Raw genomic sequence first — 18,612 nt, forward strand, 5'->3', positions numbered from 1 at the left:
GAGGGAACGAGGGGGGACCAGGGGTGGGGCGAGGGGGATCAGGGGTGGGGCGGAGGGGGGATCAGGAGGTGGGGGCGAGGCGCGCGACGACGTGCAGACGGTCCGCGTCGGCGGTCTGGCCCGGCAACCGGCCTTCCCGCCAGGGCGGTTCGGAGCGCGGCCCCGGCCCGTCGTGCAGTTCGAGCACGTCGAAACCGTGCGCGGTCAGCAGGTGGCGCAGCTCCTGCGGGAACAACAACCGCCAGGCGGACCGCTGTTCGACGGGTGCCGCGCCGTCGTCCGAGATCCAGACGCGGGTACGGCGCAGGAGTTGGGCGGTGCGGTCCACGGTGAGGGTGGTGGTGGACCGGTAGGCGGTGCCCCGCCAGGTGAAGGAGGCGACCGCCGGGGCGTCGAGCAGGTCGGTACGGCCCAGGAAGTAGGCGCCGTTGCGCATCTCGGCGACCAGCAGCCCGCCGGGCGCCAGAGCCCGGCGGCAGGAGGAGAGGAAGCCGTCGAGCTGGGCGTTGGTGTGGCAGTACAGCGGGGAGCTGTCCAGGCACACGACCGCGTCGAAGGCCGCCCGGCCCAGGTCGAAGCCGTGCAGATCGGCCCGTACGTACGCCGGACCGGGATACCGGGCGCGGGCGTGGGCCAGCATCGCCTCGGAGAGGTCGGCGCCGGTCACCGTACGGCCGACGTCGTGCAGGTGGGCGGCGTCGCGTCCGGTGCCGCAGCCCATGTCCAGGACCCGTGGTCCGGCCCCGTGGCGGCGCAGGCAGTCCTCGGCCCAGCGCCCGGCCAGCCGCTCCGGATCGGGGAAGCGGGCCTCGTACAGCTCCGGGTTGTCGGTGAGGAGGTTGGCGTTCGTCATGCGTTGCTCCTCTCTCCGGCCGTGGCGGGGAGGACGGCTTCGGGGTTCGCGGGCAGCGCCCCCAGCCGGTGCAGCCAGCCGACACCGGCCGCCGACACCAGACCGAACAGGGCACAGCACACCCACGGCAGCCAGGTGTGTCCGCCGCTCTCCCCGGCGTCCATGGCCCACCCGACGACGGTGTTGCCGACGGCGGCCGCGACGCCGGAGACGACGTAGAAGATCCCGAAGTACGTGCCGGTCAGCTCCGGGCGGCCGAAACGGGGGATCAGCTCCATCACGAACGGCGAGGCCACCATGAGACCGAGGTAGAGGAGCAGCGCGCCGAGGAGGACGGGTACCGCTCCCGTCCAACCAGAGGTGCCGAGCACGGCGCCCAGGGCCGGCGGCAGGAACGCCAGACCGGTCACGGCGAGCCCCACACTGATCCAACGGGCCCTGGCGCCACGTGACTTGAGCGCCTTGGTGATGCGCAGCTGGAGCGCGAGGTTGGCGAGCGTGCCGACGAGGAAGACGAGCCCCGCTGCCCCGTCCCAGCCGGTGGCCTCCCGGGCCCCGGCCGGCAGCAGCAGATACAGCTGGTTCTCCAGGGTGAACATGCCGACCATGGCGAGCGCGAAGGCCAGGAACGCCCGGTTGCCGAGCACCTCCCGCCAGTCCCCGAGGACACCGCCGCCGCTCGGCTCGACCTTCCGCGCCGGCAGGACGAGTGCCTGGGCGACGGTGAGGACGGCGAAGATCCCGGCGGCGGTGAGCGCCGACGTACGGAAGTCCACCAGCAGCAGGACGCTGCCCAGCAGGGGACCGATCAGCGCACCCGTCGTCGCGAAGACGTTGAACAGCGCGAACGCCTCCGCCTTGCGCTCCCCGGCCTCCTGCGCCAGGTACGCCCGCACCGCCGGGTTGAACAGCGCCCCGGCGAGCCCGCTGAGCACCGACGCGGCCAGCAGCACCGCCAGTCCGTCGCCGAGCGCGAACAGCCCGAACCCGACGGTCCGCAGGGCGCACCCGGCGATGATGACGCCCCGCGCGCCGAGCCGGTCCGAGGCGGAGCCGCCGATGATGAACAGGCCCTGCTGGCTGAGGTTGCGCACCCCCAGGACGACGCCGACGACGGCCGCCGACATGCCCAGGTTCTCGGTGAGATGCGTGGCGAGGTAGGGGATCAGCAGATAGAACCCGATGTTGACGCCCAGCTGGTTGACCAGGAGCAGGCGGACCGCGAACGGGAAACGGCGTATCTCATGCCACGTCCGCACGGCGTGCCTCCCCCGTCCCGTCGGCCGCGCGCGGCCGAACTCCCAGTCCGGGCGCGTCCGTCGTCCGTACGACCCCGTCGGTGCCGCCGATGCCGGTCCACGGGTCGTCGGCGAGCAGGAGGTGCCCGTCGAGGTCCACCCAGCGGGCGCGGTCGGCGAGGTGGACGGCCGGGGCGAGACCGAGACTGCTGGCGGTGAGACAGCCGAGCATCAGCTCCGTCCCGCTGCCCTCGATCAGCGCGGCGATCCGCAACGCCGCGTGGACACCGCCGCACTTGGCGAGCTTGACGTTGACCCCGTGCACCCGGCCCGCCAGCCGCCGGACGTCCTCCAGCCCCACGGCGTCCTCGTCGGCGACGACCGGCAGCGGAGAGCGCTCGGCCAGGGCGGCCAGCGCGTCCGGGTCGCCCGGGGCGACGGGCTGCTCGACCGCCTCCACGCCCAGCTCCGCGAAGCGCGGCAGCAGCGCCTCCGCCTGAGCCGCCGTCCAGGCGCCGTTGGGGTCGAGGAGGAGCCGGACCCCGGGGGCGGCGTCGCGGACCACCCGGACGCGTTCGACGTCGCTCTCGGGGTCGGGCTCCCCGGCCTTGACCTTGACGACCTCGAAGCCGCACGCGGCGAGGCGGCGCGCCTCGGCCGCGGCCCGGGCCGGCGAGGTGATGCCGATGGTCCGGGCGGTCGCGGCCGCCGGCGCGCTCGACGCGCCCAGCAGGCGGTGCACCGGTGCGCCGGCCCGCTTGCCGACGAGATCGAGGAGCGCGGCGCCGACGGCGGCGGTCACGGCCGGCGGAGTCTCCGGAGCACCGGCGGTTTCGCCGTCCCGGAGGGCCTCCAGCGCGCTCTCCGGATCGGGGAACCGGCGCAGGTCCGAGGCGGCGTCCGTGAGGAGCCGGCCCAGGGTGTCGGCGTCGAGGCCGTAGTAGACGCTGGTGACGGCCTCACCGTGGCCCTGGACACCGTCGTCGTCCTGGACGGTGAGCCACACCGCGTCACGCGCGGCCATGGTGGAGCGGGAGATGCGCAACGGCTCGGCGAGTGCGAGGCGTACGGTGCGCTGGGTGACCTTCACAGTCTCTCTTCCGAAGCGGGGACCTTGAGCGGGTCGGCGACCCTGCCGCACCGCACCCAGCCGACGGCCTCGGCCGCGCCGGGATGGGGGATCTCCACGGGCCGGGCGGCGGCGGAGGCCGGGTCGAGGCCGTGGGCGGCGGCGAAGTCGTCGTCGAAGACGCTGCCGAGGTAGCGGTGCGGGCCGTCCGGGAAGACGGTGGCGACGACGGCGCCCGGGTGGACGCGGGCCGCCCAGGCGGCGACGAGCGCGACCGCGCCGGTGCTCCAGCCGCCGCTGACGAAGCTGCCCCGGGCGAGACGTCGACAACTGTCGACGGCCTCCGCCGGGCCGACCCAGTGCACCTCGTCGAAGGCGTCGTAGGCGACGTTGCGCGGATGGATGCTGCTGCCGAGGCCGCGCATCAGTCTCGGCCGGGCCGGCTGGCCGAAGATCGTCGAACCGGTGGAGTCGACGCCGATGAGGCGCAGCGCGGGCCAGTGCCGGCGCAGCGGACCGATGATGCCGGCGCTGTGGCCGCCGGTGCCGACACTGCACACCAGGACGTCCAAGTGATCCAGCTGCACGGCGAGTTCGGCGGCCAGTGAGGCGTAACCGGCGGTGTTGTCGGGGTTGGTGTACTGGTCGGGCCAGTACGCCCCCGGCAGTACGGCGAGCAGCTCCCGCAGCCGCGCGAGGCGTGCCGCCTGCCAGCCGCCGCGAGCCGCGGGACGGTCCACCAGCTCCAGCCGGACGCCGTGCGAGCGCAGCAACTGCCGCATGGACGGCTCCAGTTCGCTGTCGCCGACCAGTACGATCGGATGGCCGAGGGCCTGCCCGGCGAAGGCGAGCCCGATGCCGAGCGTGCCGGACGTGGACTCCACCACCGGTGCGCCGGGCCGCAGTTCACCGCGGTCCCGGGCGCCCAGCAGCATGGACACGGCGGCCCGCGCCTTCATCCCGCCCGCCGCGAGCCCTTCGAGCTTTGCCCAGAATCCCGGGTGCGGGCCGGGCAGATCCGCGGTGATACGCGCCAGCGGGGTCCGTCCGACGAGGGACAGCAGCTCCGGCCGGGCGACGGGGCGCAGGACGGTCGAGGAGGTCACCGGCCGCCTCCCGGTCCGCGGTCGGCCTCGTCCAGACGATAGCGGTGCAGTGTGCCCGCGCCCGCGTCCAGCCAGAAGAAGGGGTACGGCTCCGCGCACACCGCGCTCACCCCGTGCCCGAGGAACCGCGGCAGCACCGCGCTGCCCGTCTGCGCGAACATCACCAGCTGCTTGTCGTGCGCCAGGGCGTGGCGCCGCAACGGCTCGAAGGTGCCGTTGCTCAGCGTCATCCCGGAGACCAGCAGCGCGTCACAGCGTCCGGCCGCGCCGAGCGCGTCGGCGACGACCTCCTCGCCCCACTCCGTGACCCCGCCCTTCAGATCACACGGCACATAGCGGAGCCCGCGTGAACGCAGTGCCTCCAGAAGGGAGTTGACGACCCCGACCACGAGCACGGTCGCGCCCGGCGGCAGGTCGAGCAGCTCGACGACGGCCCCCGCCCGCGCCCGGGACTTCTCCAGCGACGTACCGGCCGGGAGGGGGAACGGCCGTGCCCCGTTCTCGGGGACGTGCGGGCGGACATGCATCAGATACGCGTCCAGCGCGGCCACCCGCACCGGAGGCAGCGGATGGTCCAGGAGCCGGGCGACATCGGCGCCGACACAGTCGTCGATCGCCGCGTCCGGCAGGGCCCCGGGCTCGACCGCGCAGGACCCCACGGCCCCGGCGAGACGCAGACTGAGCACCTCGTTGCGGTAGCCGGTGCCCCGCCCGTCGTGCCGGACGGCCTGCCGGGTCACGAAGGCGACCGCGACGCGCAGCGTCCCCGGGTCCGGGCCGAGCCGACCCGCCCGTGCCCGCTCCAGCAGTTCTTCGTACGTGACCGTCCCGGCCACCGGCGCGACGGTGCTCACCGGATCACCAGCCCGGCGCGCAGCTCGCCCAGCAGCGCCTCGACCCGCCCGCGTGCGCCCGGCCCGTCCGGGTCGCACGCCATGACGTGGCCGAGGTACTCGTTGTTGCTGCCGGCCGCCTTGACCTGCCGGCCCGGCTCGGCGAGCTGGACCTCCAACACGTGCTCGGCGCTGGCGAGTTCACCCCCGTCCAGGGCTTCGAGGGTGCCCGAGGTCTCCGGTACCAGGAAGCCGACGGCCGCGCTGCGCAGGCCGGTCTCCCGCCGTCGCAGGTCGGGTTCGCGGCCGAGGGCTACCTCCACGGCGGCCGCGGCGAGGTCGATGCCGGTGACATGGCGGACCAGCTCGGTGATGCGGTTCCCGGCGGGCCGGGGGTTCACCTCGACCACCCGCGGACCGGCCGGGGTCAGCTTGATCTCGGTGTGGGCGACGACGCCGTCGGTCAGTCCGAGCGCCTTGAGCGCCCCCAGCGCGGTCTGCTCGGCCGCCTCGGTGTCGGCGCCCGTCAGCGCGGCGGGGAACATGTGCCCGGTCTCGATGAACGCGGGCGCCCCGCCGATGCTCTTGTCGGTGACACCCACGACGTGCACCGCTCCCGCGTGGGACACGGTCTCGACGCTCACCTCCGGACCGGTCAGCAACTCTTCGAGGAGGACGGCGGGCACCCGCCGCTGCCCGCGCGCGTTCAGCGGGAAGTCGGCCAACGACCTTACGGCAGCGGCGAGTTCGGTCTCGTCGTCCACTCTGCGCACATACATGCCCGCGCACAGGTCGACGGGTTTGACGACCAGCGGATAGCCGATCTCCCGGGCCGCGCGGGCGATGTCGGCCCACTCCTCGTGGAGGGCGAAGCGGGGGCCCGGCACACCGGCGTCGGCGAGGACCCGGCGGGTGGCGTCCTTGCGGCAGGCGTCCGCCACGGCCTGCGGGCCCGGCCCGGGGAGCCCGAGGTGCCCGGCGATCCGGGCCACCGTCGGCAGGTAGTAGTCGCAGGACGAGATGACCCCGTCGAAGCCGAACACCGAGTGCAGGCGTTCCGTCTCCGGCAGCAGGGTGTCGAGGTCGTTGGTGTCGGCCGTGACCACGTTCCGCGCGCCCAGCAGCGGATGGGCCGTGCCCTCGGGGGCCGAGCGCAGGTAGTGGTGCAGGTCCCGGGTGAGGAACGTGAACTCGTGCCCGCCCTCCCGGATGGCCCGTGGGAGCAGCCTGCTCATCGATCCGACCCAGCTCTCGACGACCAACAGATGAGCCACAGCTCCCCTTTTCGTGCGGTGCGTTCAGGCGTCAGGGCAGCCCGACGGCACCTCGACGAGGAGGCGCCCGGCTTGACATGAGCACCTTATCGATAATCGTTTTCATTGTCATGAGGGAGGGGGAGGGGAAACGGAGGGAGATGGAAGAGGAGGTGGAGAAGGTGCGGGACCGCCCCGGCCTAGCCGATCTGGACCACGCGGGCCCAGTCGGGCGGGTTGTCCGGCACGTAGTCGGGATCGTCCTCGTCGTACCCGCTGTGCGCGTCGTGACGGGGGAAGAGGCCGACCACCGTCCGGCACGGCGGCCGGGAGTCGGGCCAGGGCGTCTGGCCGTCGGTGAGGACCACGACGACATCGGGCTTGGGGTGGCTGCGGAGCGCCTTGGCGAACCCCGCCCGCAGGTTCGTCCCGCCGCCGCCCAGCAGCGGGATGCCCTCCGCCCGGCACAGCGGGTGGGCGATCCGGGCCGCCGCGTCGCACGGGACGACGGTGACGAGGTCACGGCGGCCGCCCACCGCCCGGGAGATCGCGGCGACCTCCAGCAGCGCGCTGCCCAGTTCCGCGTCGCTGACCGACCCCGAGGTGTCGATGATCACCGAGACATGGGGCGGACGGCGCCGCAGGCTCGGCAGCACCGTGCCCGGCACACCGGCGGAGCGCCGCGACGGCCGGCCGTAGCTGTAGTCCTCCCCGGTGCCCGGCGCGGAGGCCGCGGAGCGGACCGCCGCACCCAGCAACGCCCGCCACGGCTGCGGCGGATGGAACGCCTCCTCCGCCCAGCGCCGCCACCCCTCGGGCGCGGAGCCCGGACGGCCCTTGATGCCCTGGGCCACCCGGAAGCGGACCGCGTCCCGTTCCTGCGGGGTCAGGCCGTGCGCCCCGTCCGGGCCCAGCTCCCACTCCCGCTCCAGGCCGTCGGCGCCGCTGCCACAGTCCAGCCACGCCAACTCCAGGGTCGCGGCACCGAGTTGGAACTGGCGCAGATAGTCCTCCATCAACTGTCCCGTGGGCAGCTTCAGGAACCCCGGTTCGACGACGCCCTCGGGCTTGACCAGTCCGTCGCCGAAGATGTCGTCGTTGATCTCGCAGTCGGCGGCGATGTTCATCCGCAGCCGCTCCCCGGGGCCGGTCAGTTCACGTTCCCTGGCGACCCGGTCGCTGCGCCCGTGGTGGTCCCGCAGCAGATGGGACACCTCGTGCACCCACACCCCGGCCAACTCCTCCACCGGCGTGCGGTCCACGAAGCCGGGGGAGACGTAGCACCTCCAGTGCCGGTCCACGGCCATCGTGGGCACCCGCCGGGACTCGACGGTGTGCAGCGCGAACAGGGCCGTCGCCAGATAGGGCCGGGCCCGTGCCGCCTGGAGCCGGGCGGTGAAGAGCTTGTCGAGGTCGAGGGTGCCCTCGCCGGTGTCGTGCCCGGTGGCCGTGCTCATCGGCGTACCTTCGTCGCCGCCTTCGCACGGGCAGCCGCCTCGTCCGCCCGCCGGGAGAGGGTGACCACTCCGGCGAGGTTCTCGATCGCCGTCGGAACGTCCCAGTCGTCGCGGCGCAGCGAGGCGAGGGTGGTGGCGGGGACGACCACCAGATCCGGCGCCCCCGTCTCCAGCGCCCGGACCAGCAGCGCCCATGCCGCGTCCCAGCGTGCCTTGTCCGGCCGCGACCGGACCGCCGCCACCACCCCGTCGAGCACCGCCTGCCGCAGATCCCCCCGTCGGGGCAGTTCCTCCGCCGTCGGGTCGGCGAGCAGCACCTCGGGGTCGGGGAGGTCCAGCCGGTCCAGTCCGGCCAGCAGCTCCAGCCCCGGTCCGTCGCCCACGGTGCCCCTGACCAGGAGGGACAGCACGTCGCGCGAGACACCGGAGGCGGTCGCGAACGCGATCAGCCGCAGCGTCATCTCCCAGCTCCGCGGCGACGGCCACGGCCCACCGCGCCGGCTCTCGCTGTTGGGCAGTTGATGCACGAGCTTGGGGCGCGCGGCCAGCAGCGTGCACACCGCGCGCCGCGCGAAGTCCACCGCCTCCGCCAGCCGCTCCGGTGCCAGCCGCGGCAGGGTGGCCCGGGGCCAGGTTCCCCCCAGCCCTCGTACGACGACCTCGTGGTCGTGCGTCCACTGCAGGTGGACGAACCGGTTGGCCAGCGGCGGGCTCAGCTCCCAGCCGTCGGCCGCCGAGGACCTGGGGTTGGCGGCGGCCACGATCCTTACGTCCGGCGGCAGTTGGAGCGTGCCGATCCGGCGCTCCAGCACCAGCCGCAGCAGCGCGGCCTGGACGGCGGGCGGCGCCGTCGACAGCTCGTCCAGGAACAGCAGCCCCCGGCCGACGCGTACCAGGCGCACCGCCCAGTCCGGCGGAGCCATGGGGACACCCTGCTCGGCCGGGTCGTCCCCGACGATCGGCAGGCCCGAGAAGTCGGACGGCTCGTGCACGCTGGCGATCACGGTCGTCAGCGGAAGGCCGAGGGAGGCCGCGAGCTGGGTCAGCGCCGCGGTCTTGCCGATGCCCGGCTCACCCCACAGCAGGACGGGCAGGTCCGCGGCGACGGCCAGGGTCAGCGCCTCCAGCTGGATGTCGGGGCGCGGTTCGGTGGACGTGGTGCGCAACATGCTCAACAGGTCGGCGGCCACGTCGAGTTGGGAGAGCGGGTCGGCGTCGGAGGGCAGGGCGAACGGAGTGCGTGTGGGCATGTGGGATCACCTTGGGGTGTAGAGGGCTGAAGCCGAACGCGCGCGGTCGCAGGCGCGCGAGGGGTGTGGTCGGAAGCGTGTGAGGTGGCTGATCAGAGCGTGCGAGATGCGTGTTCAGAGCTCGGAGGCGTCCGAGGCGGATGTCGGAGGCGCGCGGGATGTGTGGTCCGAGGCGTGCGAGGCGGACGGTCAGAGGCGTGTGAGATGTGTGGTCGGAGGCGTGCGAGGTGGATGGTCAGAAGAAGGTCGCCACGCGGGGGCGGCGCCGGCGGGACGGCCGACGGCCGACGTGGGAGCGGACCCGGCCGGGGAGCGGTTCGGCGAGACCGGCCCGGTACAGGCCGTAGGCGATCCGCCGACGCGCCGCGGACTCCAGTTCCTCCCGCAGCGGGCCGTCGCGCAGGACCGCCTCGGGGCCCAGCAGCCCTTCGACGACCGCCAGCGCCCCGGCGACGTCCCCGTGGTCCAGCCGCTCGCGTACGCCCGACAGACAGTCCGGACGGCGATGCGCCTCGTCGATGGCCCGCAGACAGGGGAGCGGGGTACCGGTCAGTGCGACCAGCAGTTCCTCACGCCGGAGTTCGTCCGGGTCGTGGTCGAGTGCCACCAGCACTCCGTCGACCAGACCGATCCGGTGGTGCTCTCCCCGGCACTCCACGATCCGCGGCTGCCCCGCCCGGTCCGGCGCCTCGACCGGGCCCGACGGCACATGGTCCGGTACCAGCGCCGACGCGACCAGCGGATGCAACCGATGGACGTCGAGCGCACCGGTACGGAGCAGTTCCAGGTCGGGCAGGACCCAGGTCGCGGCGTCGGGCAGCACCGGCAGCGCGCCGAGGGCACCGTCGTCACCGGACACGGCCGTGAGCCGTGGCGCGGGTGGCGGCGTGCCGTCGTCCGCCTCCGCGTGGGCGTCCTCGCCCGGGGCCCGGTCCGTACCGGCCTCCGGGCCCAGGTCCAGGTCCAGGTCCAGGACGAGCCGCCGTCGGGCGCCGCACCGTACGAGCACGGAGCCGGTGGACCGCCCCTCGGCGCGCAGCACGATCGCCGCTTCCGCCGCCCACCGCTCGACGGCACAACCCTGCTCCGCCGCCCACGCCCACAACTCGTCCGAGTCCGTCGGCGGAGGCAGAGGCGGGCGCGGACGCAGGTACAGGTGTGCGGGCGAGGGCGAGTGAGGGTCCGCCGGTGGTGCCCACTCTGCCGTCGGCCGATCCGCTCCCGCACGGCTTCGCAGCTCACCGGCCCTGCGCGCGTCCCAGAGGTGGCGGTGCAGATCGAACCGGTGGCGACGGCTGGGCCGTGGATGGGGATGACCCCGGGCCTCGGGCCCGGACCCCTCCCACAGCGCGAGACCGATCCGCTGACCGGCGTCGGCCCACGCGGGCGGAGTGCGGGCCACCAGATGCACCGGGCCCGGGCCGGCACCCCCGGCCGGCCGGTACCGGGCAAGGGTGAGGGTCAGGCCGGGGCGCAGCAGCCCGTCGGGAGCGATCCTCGGCATGTGCCAACGCAGCAGGTCCGGCGCCAAGTGCCTTAGGTCCGAACGGACTTGGGACGCCAGCTCCGAGCCGTGACGGGCGGCCAGGGAACGCAGGTCGAGATCGATGTCGACGGCCGCTGCGGCACATGCGCCGGCCCAGTCGCCGACGGCACGGCGAGCGGCCGCGGTCTCGATCATGGAGGGTGGCACGGCGAACTCGCGCACGCGCAACCAGAAGGAAAGCCGGGGATCCCCGTTCGCGACATCGGTGAGCATCAGCACTCACCTTGCGCGGACGGAACCCCCGATCTGCTGAGGGAACGAGTAGTCATCGCCGGGATCGTAACGTCACACCTTCCGCTCCCGCACCTGTTTTTCGCCCCGATGCGCGCGCCGGAGGCCACCGTGCCCGAGTGGTGCGGGCCAGGGCACCGGCGTACGGTCGAACGGTGACCGCGGCGGTGGACGCGACCGTGCACCGCACCCTGCTTCAGCGACGCCTTTGCGACACGTCATGAGCGATTCGCAGCCGACCTCCCCAGCGCGGACCACCACCTCGGAAACAGGTGGTGGGGGAAGCGCGATGGCGCTGTTCGTCATCGCCTCGTGCCAGCTGATGGTGGTGCTGGACATCACCATCGTGAACATCGCGCTGCCGGACATCCAGCGGTCGCTGGACTTCTCGACGACGAGCCTGGCGTGGGTGGTCAACGCGTACACGCTCACGTTCGGCGGTCTGCTGCTGCTGGGCGGACGGGCCGGGGACATCCTCGGCCGGCGGCGGGTGTTCATCTTCGGCGTGCTGCTGTTCGTGCTGGCCTCGCTCCTCGGCGGCCTCGCCCAGAACGAGGGCCAACTCCTCGCCGCACGCGCCCTCCAGGGCGTCGGCGGTGCCATCGCGTCACCGACGTCCCTGGCGCTGATCAGTACGACGTTCCGCGAAGGACCCGAGCGCAACCGGGCGTTCGGGGTGTTCGCCGCCGTCTCGGCGGGTGGCGGCGCGATCGGGCTGCTCGCCGGCGGCATCCTCGTGGAGTGGCTGAACTGGCGGTGGGTGCTGTTCGTCAACGTGCCGATCGGACTGCTGATCGCGCTGGCGACGCCCCGCTGGATCAAGGAGTCCGAACGGCACCCGGGCCACTTCGACATCACCGGCGCGCTGACCTCCACCCTGGGCATGGTGCTCCTGGTGTACGGCTTCATCCGGGCCGCGCAGGAGGGCTGGCGGGACGGGCTGACGCTGGCGTCGTTCGCCGGGGCCGTGGTGCTGCTCGTGGTGTTCGTGCTGGTGGAGCGGCGGTCCCGGCAGCCGATCACCCCGCTGCACATGTTCGCCGACCGCAACCGCGCGGGCACCTACGGGATCATGCTGTGCCTGGCCGCCGCGATCTTCGGCATGTTCTTCTTCCTGACGCTCTTCACCCAGAACGTCCTGGACTTCAGCCCGCTGGCCACCGGCTTCGCGTTTCTGCCGGTGAGCGCGGTCATCGCGGTCGGCGCCGGGCTGGCCTCACGGTTCCTGCCCGTGTACGGTCCCAAGCCGTTCATGGTGGGGGGCGCGATCCTCGCGGCGGCGGGCCTGGGGTGGCTGACCCTGACCGACGTGGACTCCACCTACGCCGGCAGCGTGCTCGGGCCGATGCTCGTCTTCAGCCTGGGCATGGGCATGGAGTTCGTCGCACTGACCCTGATGGCGCTCTCCGACGTCACCTCGGCGGAGACCGGCGCCGCCTCCGGGCTGCTGAACGCCACCCAGCAGGTCGGCGGTTCGCTCGGTCTCTCCATCCTCGTCACGATGTTCGGCACGGCCAGTACCAACGAGGCGGAGAAACAGGTCCCTGACTTCCTCTCCCAGGCGACCCCGGCCCAGCGCCTGGAGTACGAGCGGACCGGGCAGTTGCCGAAGCCCTGGTCCGACGAGGTGCTGACGGCGGGTGTCTCGGCCGCCTTCGTCATGGCGGCCATCTTCACCGTGATCGCGGCCCTGATCGCCGTCCTGGCCATCCAGGTACGGCCCTCCGACCTGGAGCGGCTGAAGGGCGGTGCGGGCCCCGGCGCGCCGCCCGGCTGAGGCGCGGCACGCCGGCGCACGTCGACCGGTGGCGCGGGCGGCCCCGTTGAGCGAACCCGCCGCGGGGATGTTCGCGGTGTACGAGGCCGCGGTGACGGTCATGTCCGCGCCGGACTGGGGCGCGCCGGTACCACCCCCACAGGTCGGGGCGCGCTGACCGCCGGCGAAGGCCCAGGTGTTCCCTTTTCCGGCACGATGGGAGCGCTCCCATAAGAGGAGTCGATCGGAGGAGTCGTTGGACGGCCGTCGTGCACCCGCGCGGCCCTCCAACGGTGTCATCTCTCCGGGGCCCCCGAGCGCATGCCGTCCATGACGAGGTCGAGGAGGCGGTCCGCGCGCGGCTGCCAGTCCTCGGGGTCGATCTGCCAGAGGCCGGCGATGGCGAGGAAGAAGTCGTCCACGGTGATCCCGGGGCGGATGGTACCGGCCTTCTCGCCCGCGCGCAGCAGGAGTTCGGCGGCCTCGGACACCGGGGTGGGGTCCGGCTTGTCGGGGGCGTCGGGGCCGCAGGTGGCCTGCCGGATGGCGTCCGCGAGGCCCGCCTTGGCCATGGCGAACCGGGCGAGGTGGTCCATCCACTCGCGCAGCGCCCGGTCGGGTTCGCGGGTGGCGAGCAGTTCGGCGGCGGAGTCGGTGACCTGCCGCATCTCGTGCCGGTAGATCTCCAGGACGAGGGCCTGCCTGGTGGGGAAGTGGCGGTAGAAGGTGCCCTGTCCGACGCCCGCCTCCCTGGCGATCCTGCTCAGGGGTGTGTCGGCGGCGCGGGTCAGCTCGACGAGCGCGACCGCCAGGATGCGCTCGCGGTTCCGCTGGGCGTCCGAGCGCAGAGAGGCGTCCTTGTTCTGTCGCACGTTCTGTCGCACGCGACCTCCCGACGGATCCGTGACCGAAACCCGCGCTTGTTAAGCGGACAGCTGTCCGTTACGTTTTCCGGACCGGACAGCTGTCCGGTTGACTCATCGTAGCGTCGGCGCCACCCGCGTCGGCAGCCGCGCCGTACCGTTTTCCTGATTCGACCGCCGGCTGAGCGAGTCCCTCCCGACCTGCCCCGGATACGCGAAAGAAGGCTGATCATGTCCCCAGCCACCTCATCGACGTACAGCGCCATCACCCTGAACATCAACGGCGAGAAGCACACGCTCTCCCTCGACCACCGCACCACGCTGCTCGACGCCCTGCGCGAGCGCCTCGACATGACCGGTACCAAGAAGGGCTGTGACCAGGGGCAGTGCGGAGCCTGTACCGTCCTCGTCGACGGACGGCGGAGCGTGTCCTGTCTGCAGCTGGCGGTGGCAGCCGAGGGGCGTGAGATCACCACCATCGAGGGGGTCGCCGACGGGGACGAACTCCACCCCGTGCAGCAGGCGTTCCTCGATCTGGACGGCTTCCAGTGCGGCTACTGCACACCGGGCCAGATCTGTTCGGCCATCGCCGTCATCGAGGAGCACGCGGCGGGCTGGCCCAGCGCCGCCACCGACGACGTACGCCCACAGGCCGGACCGCCACCGCTGACGCCCGAGGAGATCCGCGAGCGGATGAGCGGCAACCTGTGCCGCTGCGGCGCCTACGTGTCGATCGTCGAGGCCGTCGCCCGCGCCGCCGCCGACAGCACCGCGAAGGCCAAGGAGGCCGTGGCGTGAGGGAGTTCGTCTACCAGCGGGCCCATGACGTGGCCGGTGCGGTCGCCCTGCTCGGCGCCGACCCCGAGGCGCGCTTCCTCGGCGGCGGCACCAACCTCGTCGACCTGATGAAGACCGGGGTCGAGCGTCCCGCCCGCCTCGTCGACGTCCGTGAACTCCCGCTCGACGGGATCGAGACGACCGGCGACGGCGGACTGCGGATCGGCGCGACCGTCACCAACAGCGACCTCGCCGCGCACCCCGAAGTCCGCCGCCGCTACCCGATGTTGGCCCAGGCGGTGCTGGCCGGCGCCTCCGGACAGCTGCGCAACATGGCCACCGTCGGCGGCAACCTCCTCCAGCGCACCCGCTGCGGCTACTTCGCCGACGTCACCCGGCCCTGCAACAAGCGGGTCCCCGGCAGCGGCTGCCCCGCGATCGAGGGCGAGCACCACAACCACGCCATCCTGGGCGCGTCCGGGCACTGCGTGGCCACGCACCCCTCCGACATGGGAGTGGCGCTGGCGGCCCTCGACGCCGTCGTCTCCTACGAAACGGCCGACGGGCGCGGCGAGTTGCCGTTCGCCGACTTCTACCTCCCGGTGGGCGACACCCCGCACCTGGAGACCGCCCTGCCACCGGGCGCCCTGATCACCGGCGTCACTCTGCCGCCCACCCCGGTGGCCGCCCGCTCCCGCTACCGCAAGGTGCGCGAACGCGCCTCGTACGCCTTCGCCATCGGCTCGATCGCCGCAGCGCTCGACGTCCGGGACGGTGTCGTCCACGACGTGCGGCTGGCCTTCGGGGCGGTCGCGTCCAGGCCGTGGCGGGCCCACGCGGCGGAACGGGCGCTGACCGGCGCGCCCGCCGACGCCGAGGCGTTCGCGGCCGCCGCCGACGCCGAACTGGCGGCCGCGCGAACGCTGCCGCACAACGCCTACAAGGTGACGCTGACGCGCAACCTGGTGGTGGCCGTCCTGTCCGAACTCACCTCGGACACAGCCTCGGACCCCACCTCCGAAGCCACCCGTGAACACCCCTCCGCGGCCACCGAGGAGGCCACCCGATGACCACCACCCCAACGGAACGCCGCGGCGTCGTCGGCACCGCGCACACCCGCGTCGAGGGCCGCGACAAGGTCACCGGAGCGGCCCGCTACGCCGGGGAGATCCCGTTCGCCGGGCTCGTCCACGGCTGGCTGGCGCTGTCGACCGTGGCCCGCGGCCGGATCCGCGCGATCGAGACCGCCGACGCGCTCGCGCGGCCGGGCGTGCTCGCCGTCCTGACCCACGAGAACGCCCCGCGCGTCGAAACCGACTACGCGGGCCTCATGGGGATGAAGCCCGACGCCACCACGGCCGTCTTCCAGCACGACCGGATCCCCCATCTGGGCTGGCCGGTCGCGCTGGTGGTCGCCGAGACCTCCGAACAGGCCAGGGAGGCCGCCGAGGCCCTGGTCGTGCACTACGACCAGGAACCGCACGACGTCACGTTCACCGCCGAGCACCCGAACGCCTACGACGCGGGCGGCTTCGGCCCCGCGGTGACCGGGAAGGGTGACCTGGAGGCCGAACTCGCCGCGTCCGCGGTCGTCGTGGACGCCGAGTACACCACCCCCGAGGAACACCACCACCCGATGGAGCCGCACGCCGTGACGGCCCGCTGGGACGGGGGCCGGCTCGACGTCGTCGACGCCAACCAGGGCACCATGTGGGTCGCCGGCGAACTCGCCAGTCTGTTCTCCCTCGACCCCGCCTCGGTGCGGGTGCGCTCCGAGCACGTCGGCGGCGGCTTCGGCAGCAAGGGCGTGCGCGCGCACCAGGTCGCCGCCGTCATGGCCGCGACCGTCCTGCAGCGGCCGGTCCGGGTGGTCATGACCCGGCGTCAGATGTTCTCCCTCGCGGGATACCGCAGCCCCACCGCCCAGCGGGTCCGGCTCGGCGCCGACGCCGACGGGCGGCTGCGCGCGCTCGAACACCGCTCGCACAGCCTCACCTCGACCGTCTACGAGTTCGTCGAGCCGGCCGCCGGACCGGCCCGCGTGATGTACGACGCCGAGGCCCACCACACGGTCAACCGGGTCGTACGGCTCGACGTGCCCACCCCGACGTTCATGCGGGCGCCCGGCGAGGCGCCGGGATCGTTCGCCCTGGAGTCGGCGTTCGACGAACTCGCCGAGAAGCTGGGCATCGACCCGATCGAACTGCGCGCCCGCAACGAACCCGAGCGCGGCCCGGTCTCCGGGCTGCCGTTCGCCGACCGCAACCTGCGGGCCTGCTTCCGCGAGGGCGCTCGCCGGTTCGGGTGGGCCGATCGCGACCCACGCCCCGGCGTGCGCCGCGACGGCCGCTGGCTGCTCGGCACGGGGACGGCGGCGGCCTCCTTCGGCGCGGGAGCCGCGCCGTCCACGGCCGCGGTGACGGCCGAGGCCGACGGCACCTACACCGTGCGGGTCAACGCGGCGGACATCGGGACGGGCGCCCGCACCGCGCTCACCCTGGTAGCCGCCGACGCGCTGGAGGTCGCGGTGGACCGGATCCGGGTGCGGCTCGGCGACAGCGACCTCGGCCCGGCCATGATCGCCGGCGGCTCGATGGGCACCCGCTCCTGGTCCTGGGCGGTCACCCTCGCGGCGGGCGAACTGCGGGAACGGCTCGCCCTCGGCGGCGGCGTCCCGCCCGAGGGCATCACCGTCCGCTCGGACACCACCGCCGCCATCGGCGCCCTCGCCGAGAAGGAACGGCACTCCTACGGCGCCCAGTTCGCCGAGGTCGCCGTGGACCCCGCAACCGGCGAGGTACGCGTACGCCGCATGCTCGGCATCTTCGCGGCCGGAAGGATCGTCAACCCCCTCACCGCCCGCAGCCAGTTCATCGGCGGCATGATCTGGGGCCTGTCCATGGCCCTGCACGAGGAGGCGGTACGCGACCGGGCGTCCGGCGGCCACTACGGCGCCGACCTCGCCGGGTACCACGTGGCTGCGCACGCCGACGTCCCCGCCGTCGAGGCCGACTGGGTGGACGACCACAATCCCGAGGACCCCGTCGGCATCAAGGGCATCGGCGAGATCGGCGTCGTCGGCGCGGCGGCCGCCGTCGCCAACGCGGTCTGGCACGCCACCGGAGTCCGTCACCGTCACCTGCCGATCCGGCCCGACCGCGTCCTGACGGCGGCCCCGGATGCTTGACCTGGCCACCGAGCTGACCGCCTGGGCCGAGGAGGGCCGCGACTTCGCCGTGGCCACCGTCGTCGCGGTCGGCGGCAGCGCACCGCGCGGTCCCGGCGCGGCCCTCGCCGTCGACGCCGAGGGCACGGTCATCGGCTCCGTCTCCGGCGGCTGCGTCGAGGGCGAGGTGTACGAGCTGTGCCGACAGGCCCTGGCGGACGGCGAGACCGTCCTCCAGCGCTTCGGCTACAGCGACGAGGACGCCTTCGCCGTCGGCCTGACCTGCGGCGGGGTGATCGACATCCTGGTCACCCCCGTCACGGCCCGGTCACCTGCCCGAGCGGTCCTGCGTTCCGCGCTCTCGGCCGTCGCCGAGGGCTCGCCGACGGCCGTCGCCCGCGTCGTCCGGGGCCCGTCGGAACTCCTCGGACAGGCCCTGCTCGTACGCGCCGAGGGGGCGTCGGGCGGGGTGCCTGAAGGCGCGTACGCCTCCGACGGTGGTCTCGGCGGGCATCCCGACCTGGACCGGACGGCCGCCGCCGAGGCGCGGGCCATGCTGGACGGCGGACGCACCGGCACGATCGAGCTCTCCGCGGACGGGTCGCACTGCCCGGACGGTCTCACCCTCCTCGTGGAGACGCGGGTGCCACCACCTCGCATGATCGTGTTCGGGGCGATCGACTTCGCGGCGGCACTGGTGCGGGCGGGCAAGTTCCTCGGGTACCACGTCACCGTGTGCGACGCCCGGCCGGTCTTCGTCACCCGCGCCCGCTTCCCGGAGGCGGACGAGATCGTCGTGGACTGGCCGCACCGCTATCTGCGGCGCACCGCGACCGACCGCCGCACCGTCCTGTGCGTGCTCACCCACGATGCCAAGTTCGACATCCCCCTGCTCAAGGAGGCCCTGCGGATGCCGGTCGCGTTCGTGGGTGCGATGGGCTCCCGCCGCACCCACGCCGAGCGCGACCGGAGGCTGCGCGAAGTCGGCCTCAACGAGCGGGAGTTGGCCCGGCTGCGGTCTCCGATCGGCCTCGACCTAGGTGCCCGGACGCCCGAGGAGACGGCCCTGTCCATCGTGGCGGAGATCGTCGCGGCCCGGCGCGGCGGCACGGGTGTGCCGCTGACCGGTTCGGACACACCGATCCACCGGGAGGCGGGGGAGCGGGGTGCCGTGGTGGCGGCCTGAGTACGTCGGACGGGGCGACCTGAGTATG

Annotated in this window: 15 protein-coding genes; 5 read left to right on the forward strand and 10 right to left on the reverse strand. The window is 73.4% G+C overall.

The genetic code is table 11. The annotated features are described in order from the left end of the window. Positions 1-61: 61 nt before the first annotated feature. From ACZ9QC_RS38775 to ACZ9QC_RS38815, 9 genes are all read right to left on the reverse strand, one after another. Complete coding sequence (locus ACZ9QC_RS38775) at positions 62-853, reverse strand: class I SAM-dependent DNA methyltransferase (RefSeq protein WP_472917379.1); 792 nt, start codon at positions 851-853, stop codon at positions 62-64. After that, on the reverse strand, positions 850-2,112 hold the full coding sequence (locus ACZ9QC_RS38780; RefSeq protein ID WP_472917380.1) for an MFS transporter: 1,263 nt from the start codon (positions 2,110-2,112) through the stop codon (positions 850-852). The genes ACZ9QC_RS38775 and ACZ9QC_RS38780 overlap by 4 nt, the downstream gene beginning before the upstream one ends. Further along, complete coding sequence (locus ACZ9QC_RS38785) at positions 2,096-3,181, reverse strand: mandelate racemase/muconate lactonizing enzyme family protein (protein WP_472917381.1); 1,086 nt, start codon at positions 3,179-3,181, stop codon at positions 2,096-2,098. Before ACZ9QC_RS38785 ends, ACZ9QC_RS38780 begins: the two co-directional genes overlap by 17 nt. Further along, entirely contained in the window at positions 3,178-4,266 is a 1,089-nt protein-coding gene (locus ACZ9QC_RS38790; RefSeq protein ID WP_472917382.1) for a PLP-dependent cysteine synthase family protein, read from the reverse strand. The genes ACZ9QC_RS38785 and ACZ9QC_RS38790 overlap by 4 nt, the downstream gene beginning before the upstream one ends. Further along, the gene (locus ACZ9QC_RS38795) at positions 4,263-5,120 is read right to left on the reverse strand and encodes a Rossmann-like domain-containing protein (RefSeq protein ID WP_472917383.1); all 858 of its coding nucleotides are present in this window, start codon (positions 5,118-5,120) and stop codon (positions 4,263-4,265) included. Before ACZ9QC_RS38795 ends, ACZ9QC_RS38790 begins: the two co-directional genes overlap by 4 nt. Continuing rightward, entirely contained in the window at positions 5,117-6,373 is a 1,257-nt protein-coding gene (locus ACZ9QC_RS38800; RefSeq protein ID WP_472917384.1) for an ATP-grasp domain-containing protein, read from the reverse strand. Before ACZ9QC_RS38800 ends, ACZ9QC_RS38795 begins: the two co-directional genes overlap by 4 nt. 179 nt (positions 6,374-6,552) lie before the next feature. Then, positions 6,553-7,809 carry a vWA domain-containing protein gene (locus tag ACZ9QC_RS38805; protein ID WP_472917385.1) on the reverse strand — a complete coding sequence of 419 codons (1,257 nt, stop codon included), beginning with the start codon at positions 7,807-7,809 and terminating at the stop codon, positions 6,553-6,555. Further along, positions 7,806-9,059: an AAA family ATPase gene (locus ACZ9QC_RS38810; protein ID WP_472917386.1), complete on the reverse strand. Its 1,254-nt coding sequence runs from the start codon at positions 9,057-9,059 to the stop codon at positions 7,806-7,808. Before ACZ9QC_RS38810 ends, ACZ9QC_RS38805 begins: the two co-directional genes overlap by 4 nt. A 235-nt stretch (positions 9,060-9,294) precedes the next feature. After that, entirely contained in the window at positions 9,295-10,818 is a 1,524-nt protein-coding gene (locus ACZ9QC_RS38815; RefSeq protein WP_472917387.1) for a hypothetical protein, read from the reverse strand. 307 nt (positions 10,819-11,125) lie between these two features. Here ACZ9QC_RS38815 and ACZ9QC_RS38820 point away from each other — a divergent pair, with 307 nt between their 5' ends. Beyond that, a complete protein-coding gene (locus tag ACZ9QC_RS38820) occupies positions 11,126-12,613 on the forward strand; it encodes an MFS transporter (protein ID WP_472917388.1) in 1,488 nt (495 codons plus the stop codon). 275 nt (positions 12,614-12,888) lie between these two features. On the opposite strand, the gene ACZ9QC_RS38825 is transcribed toward ACZ9QC_RS38820, so the two are convergent. Further along, positions 12,889-13,464 carry a TetR/AcrR family transcriptional regulator gene (locus ACZ9QC_RS38825; protein ID WP_472921930.1) on the reverse strand — a complete coding sequence of 192 codons (576 nt, stop codon included), beginning with the start codon at positions 13,462-13,464 and terminating at the stop codon, positions 12,889-12,891. Positions 13,465-13,686: 222 nt separating this feature from the next. Between ACZ9QC_RS38825 and ACZ9QC_RS38830 the strand changes: the two genes are divergently transcribed. Genes ACZ9QC_RS38830 through ACZ9QC_RS38845 form a run of 4 tightly spaced genes read left to right on the forward strand, consistent with a single transcriptional unit; the run spans position 13,687 to position 18,584 of the window. Beyond that, complete coding sequence (locus ACZ9QC_RS38830; RefSeq protein ID WP_472917389.1) at positions 13,687-14,253, forward strand: (2Fe-2S)-binding protein; 567 nt, start codon at positions 13,687-13,689, stop codon at positions 14,251-14,253. Continuing rightward, on the forward strand, positions 14,250-15,302 hold the full coding sequence (locus ACZ9QC_RS38835; protein WP_472917390.1) for an FAD binding domain-containing protein: 1,053 nt from the start codon (positions 14,250-14,252) through the stop codon (positions 15,300-15,302). Before ACZ9QC_RS38830 ends, ACZ9QC_RS38835 begins: the two co-directional genes overlap by 4 nt. Then, positions 15,299-17,419 carry a xanthine dehydrogenase family protein molybdopterin-binding subunit gene (locus tag ACZ9QC_RS38840; RefSeq protein WP_472917391.1) on the forward strand — a complete coding sequence of 707 codons (2,121 nt, stop codon included), beginning with the start codon at positions 15,299-15,301 and terminating at the stop codon, positions 17,417-17,419. The genes ACZ9QC_RS38835 and ACZ9QC_RS38840 overlap by 4 nt, the downstream gene beginning before the upstream one ends. After that, positions 17,412-18,584 (forward strand): XdhC family protein, encoded by a 1,173-nt coding sequence (locus tag ACZ9QC_RS38845; protein ID WP_472917392.1) that lies wholly within the window; start codon positions 17,412-17,414, stop codon positions 18,582-18,584. The genes ACZ9QC_RS38840 and ACZ9QC_RS38845 overlap by 8 nt, the downstream gene beginning before the upstream one ends. The last annotated feature ends 28 nt before the right edge of the window (positions 18,585-18,612 follow it).

This window comes from Streptomyces sp. HUAS MS02, assembly GCF_055702265.1.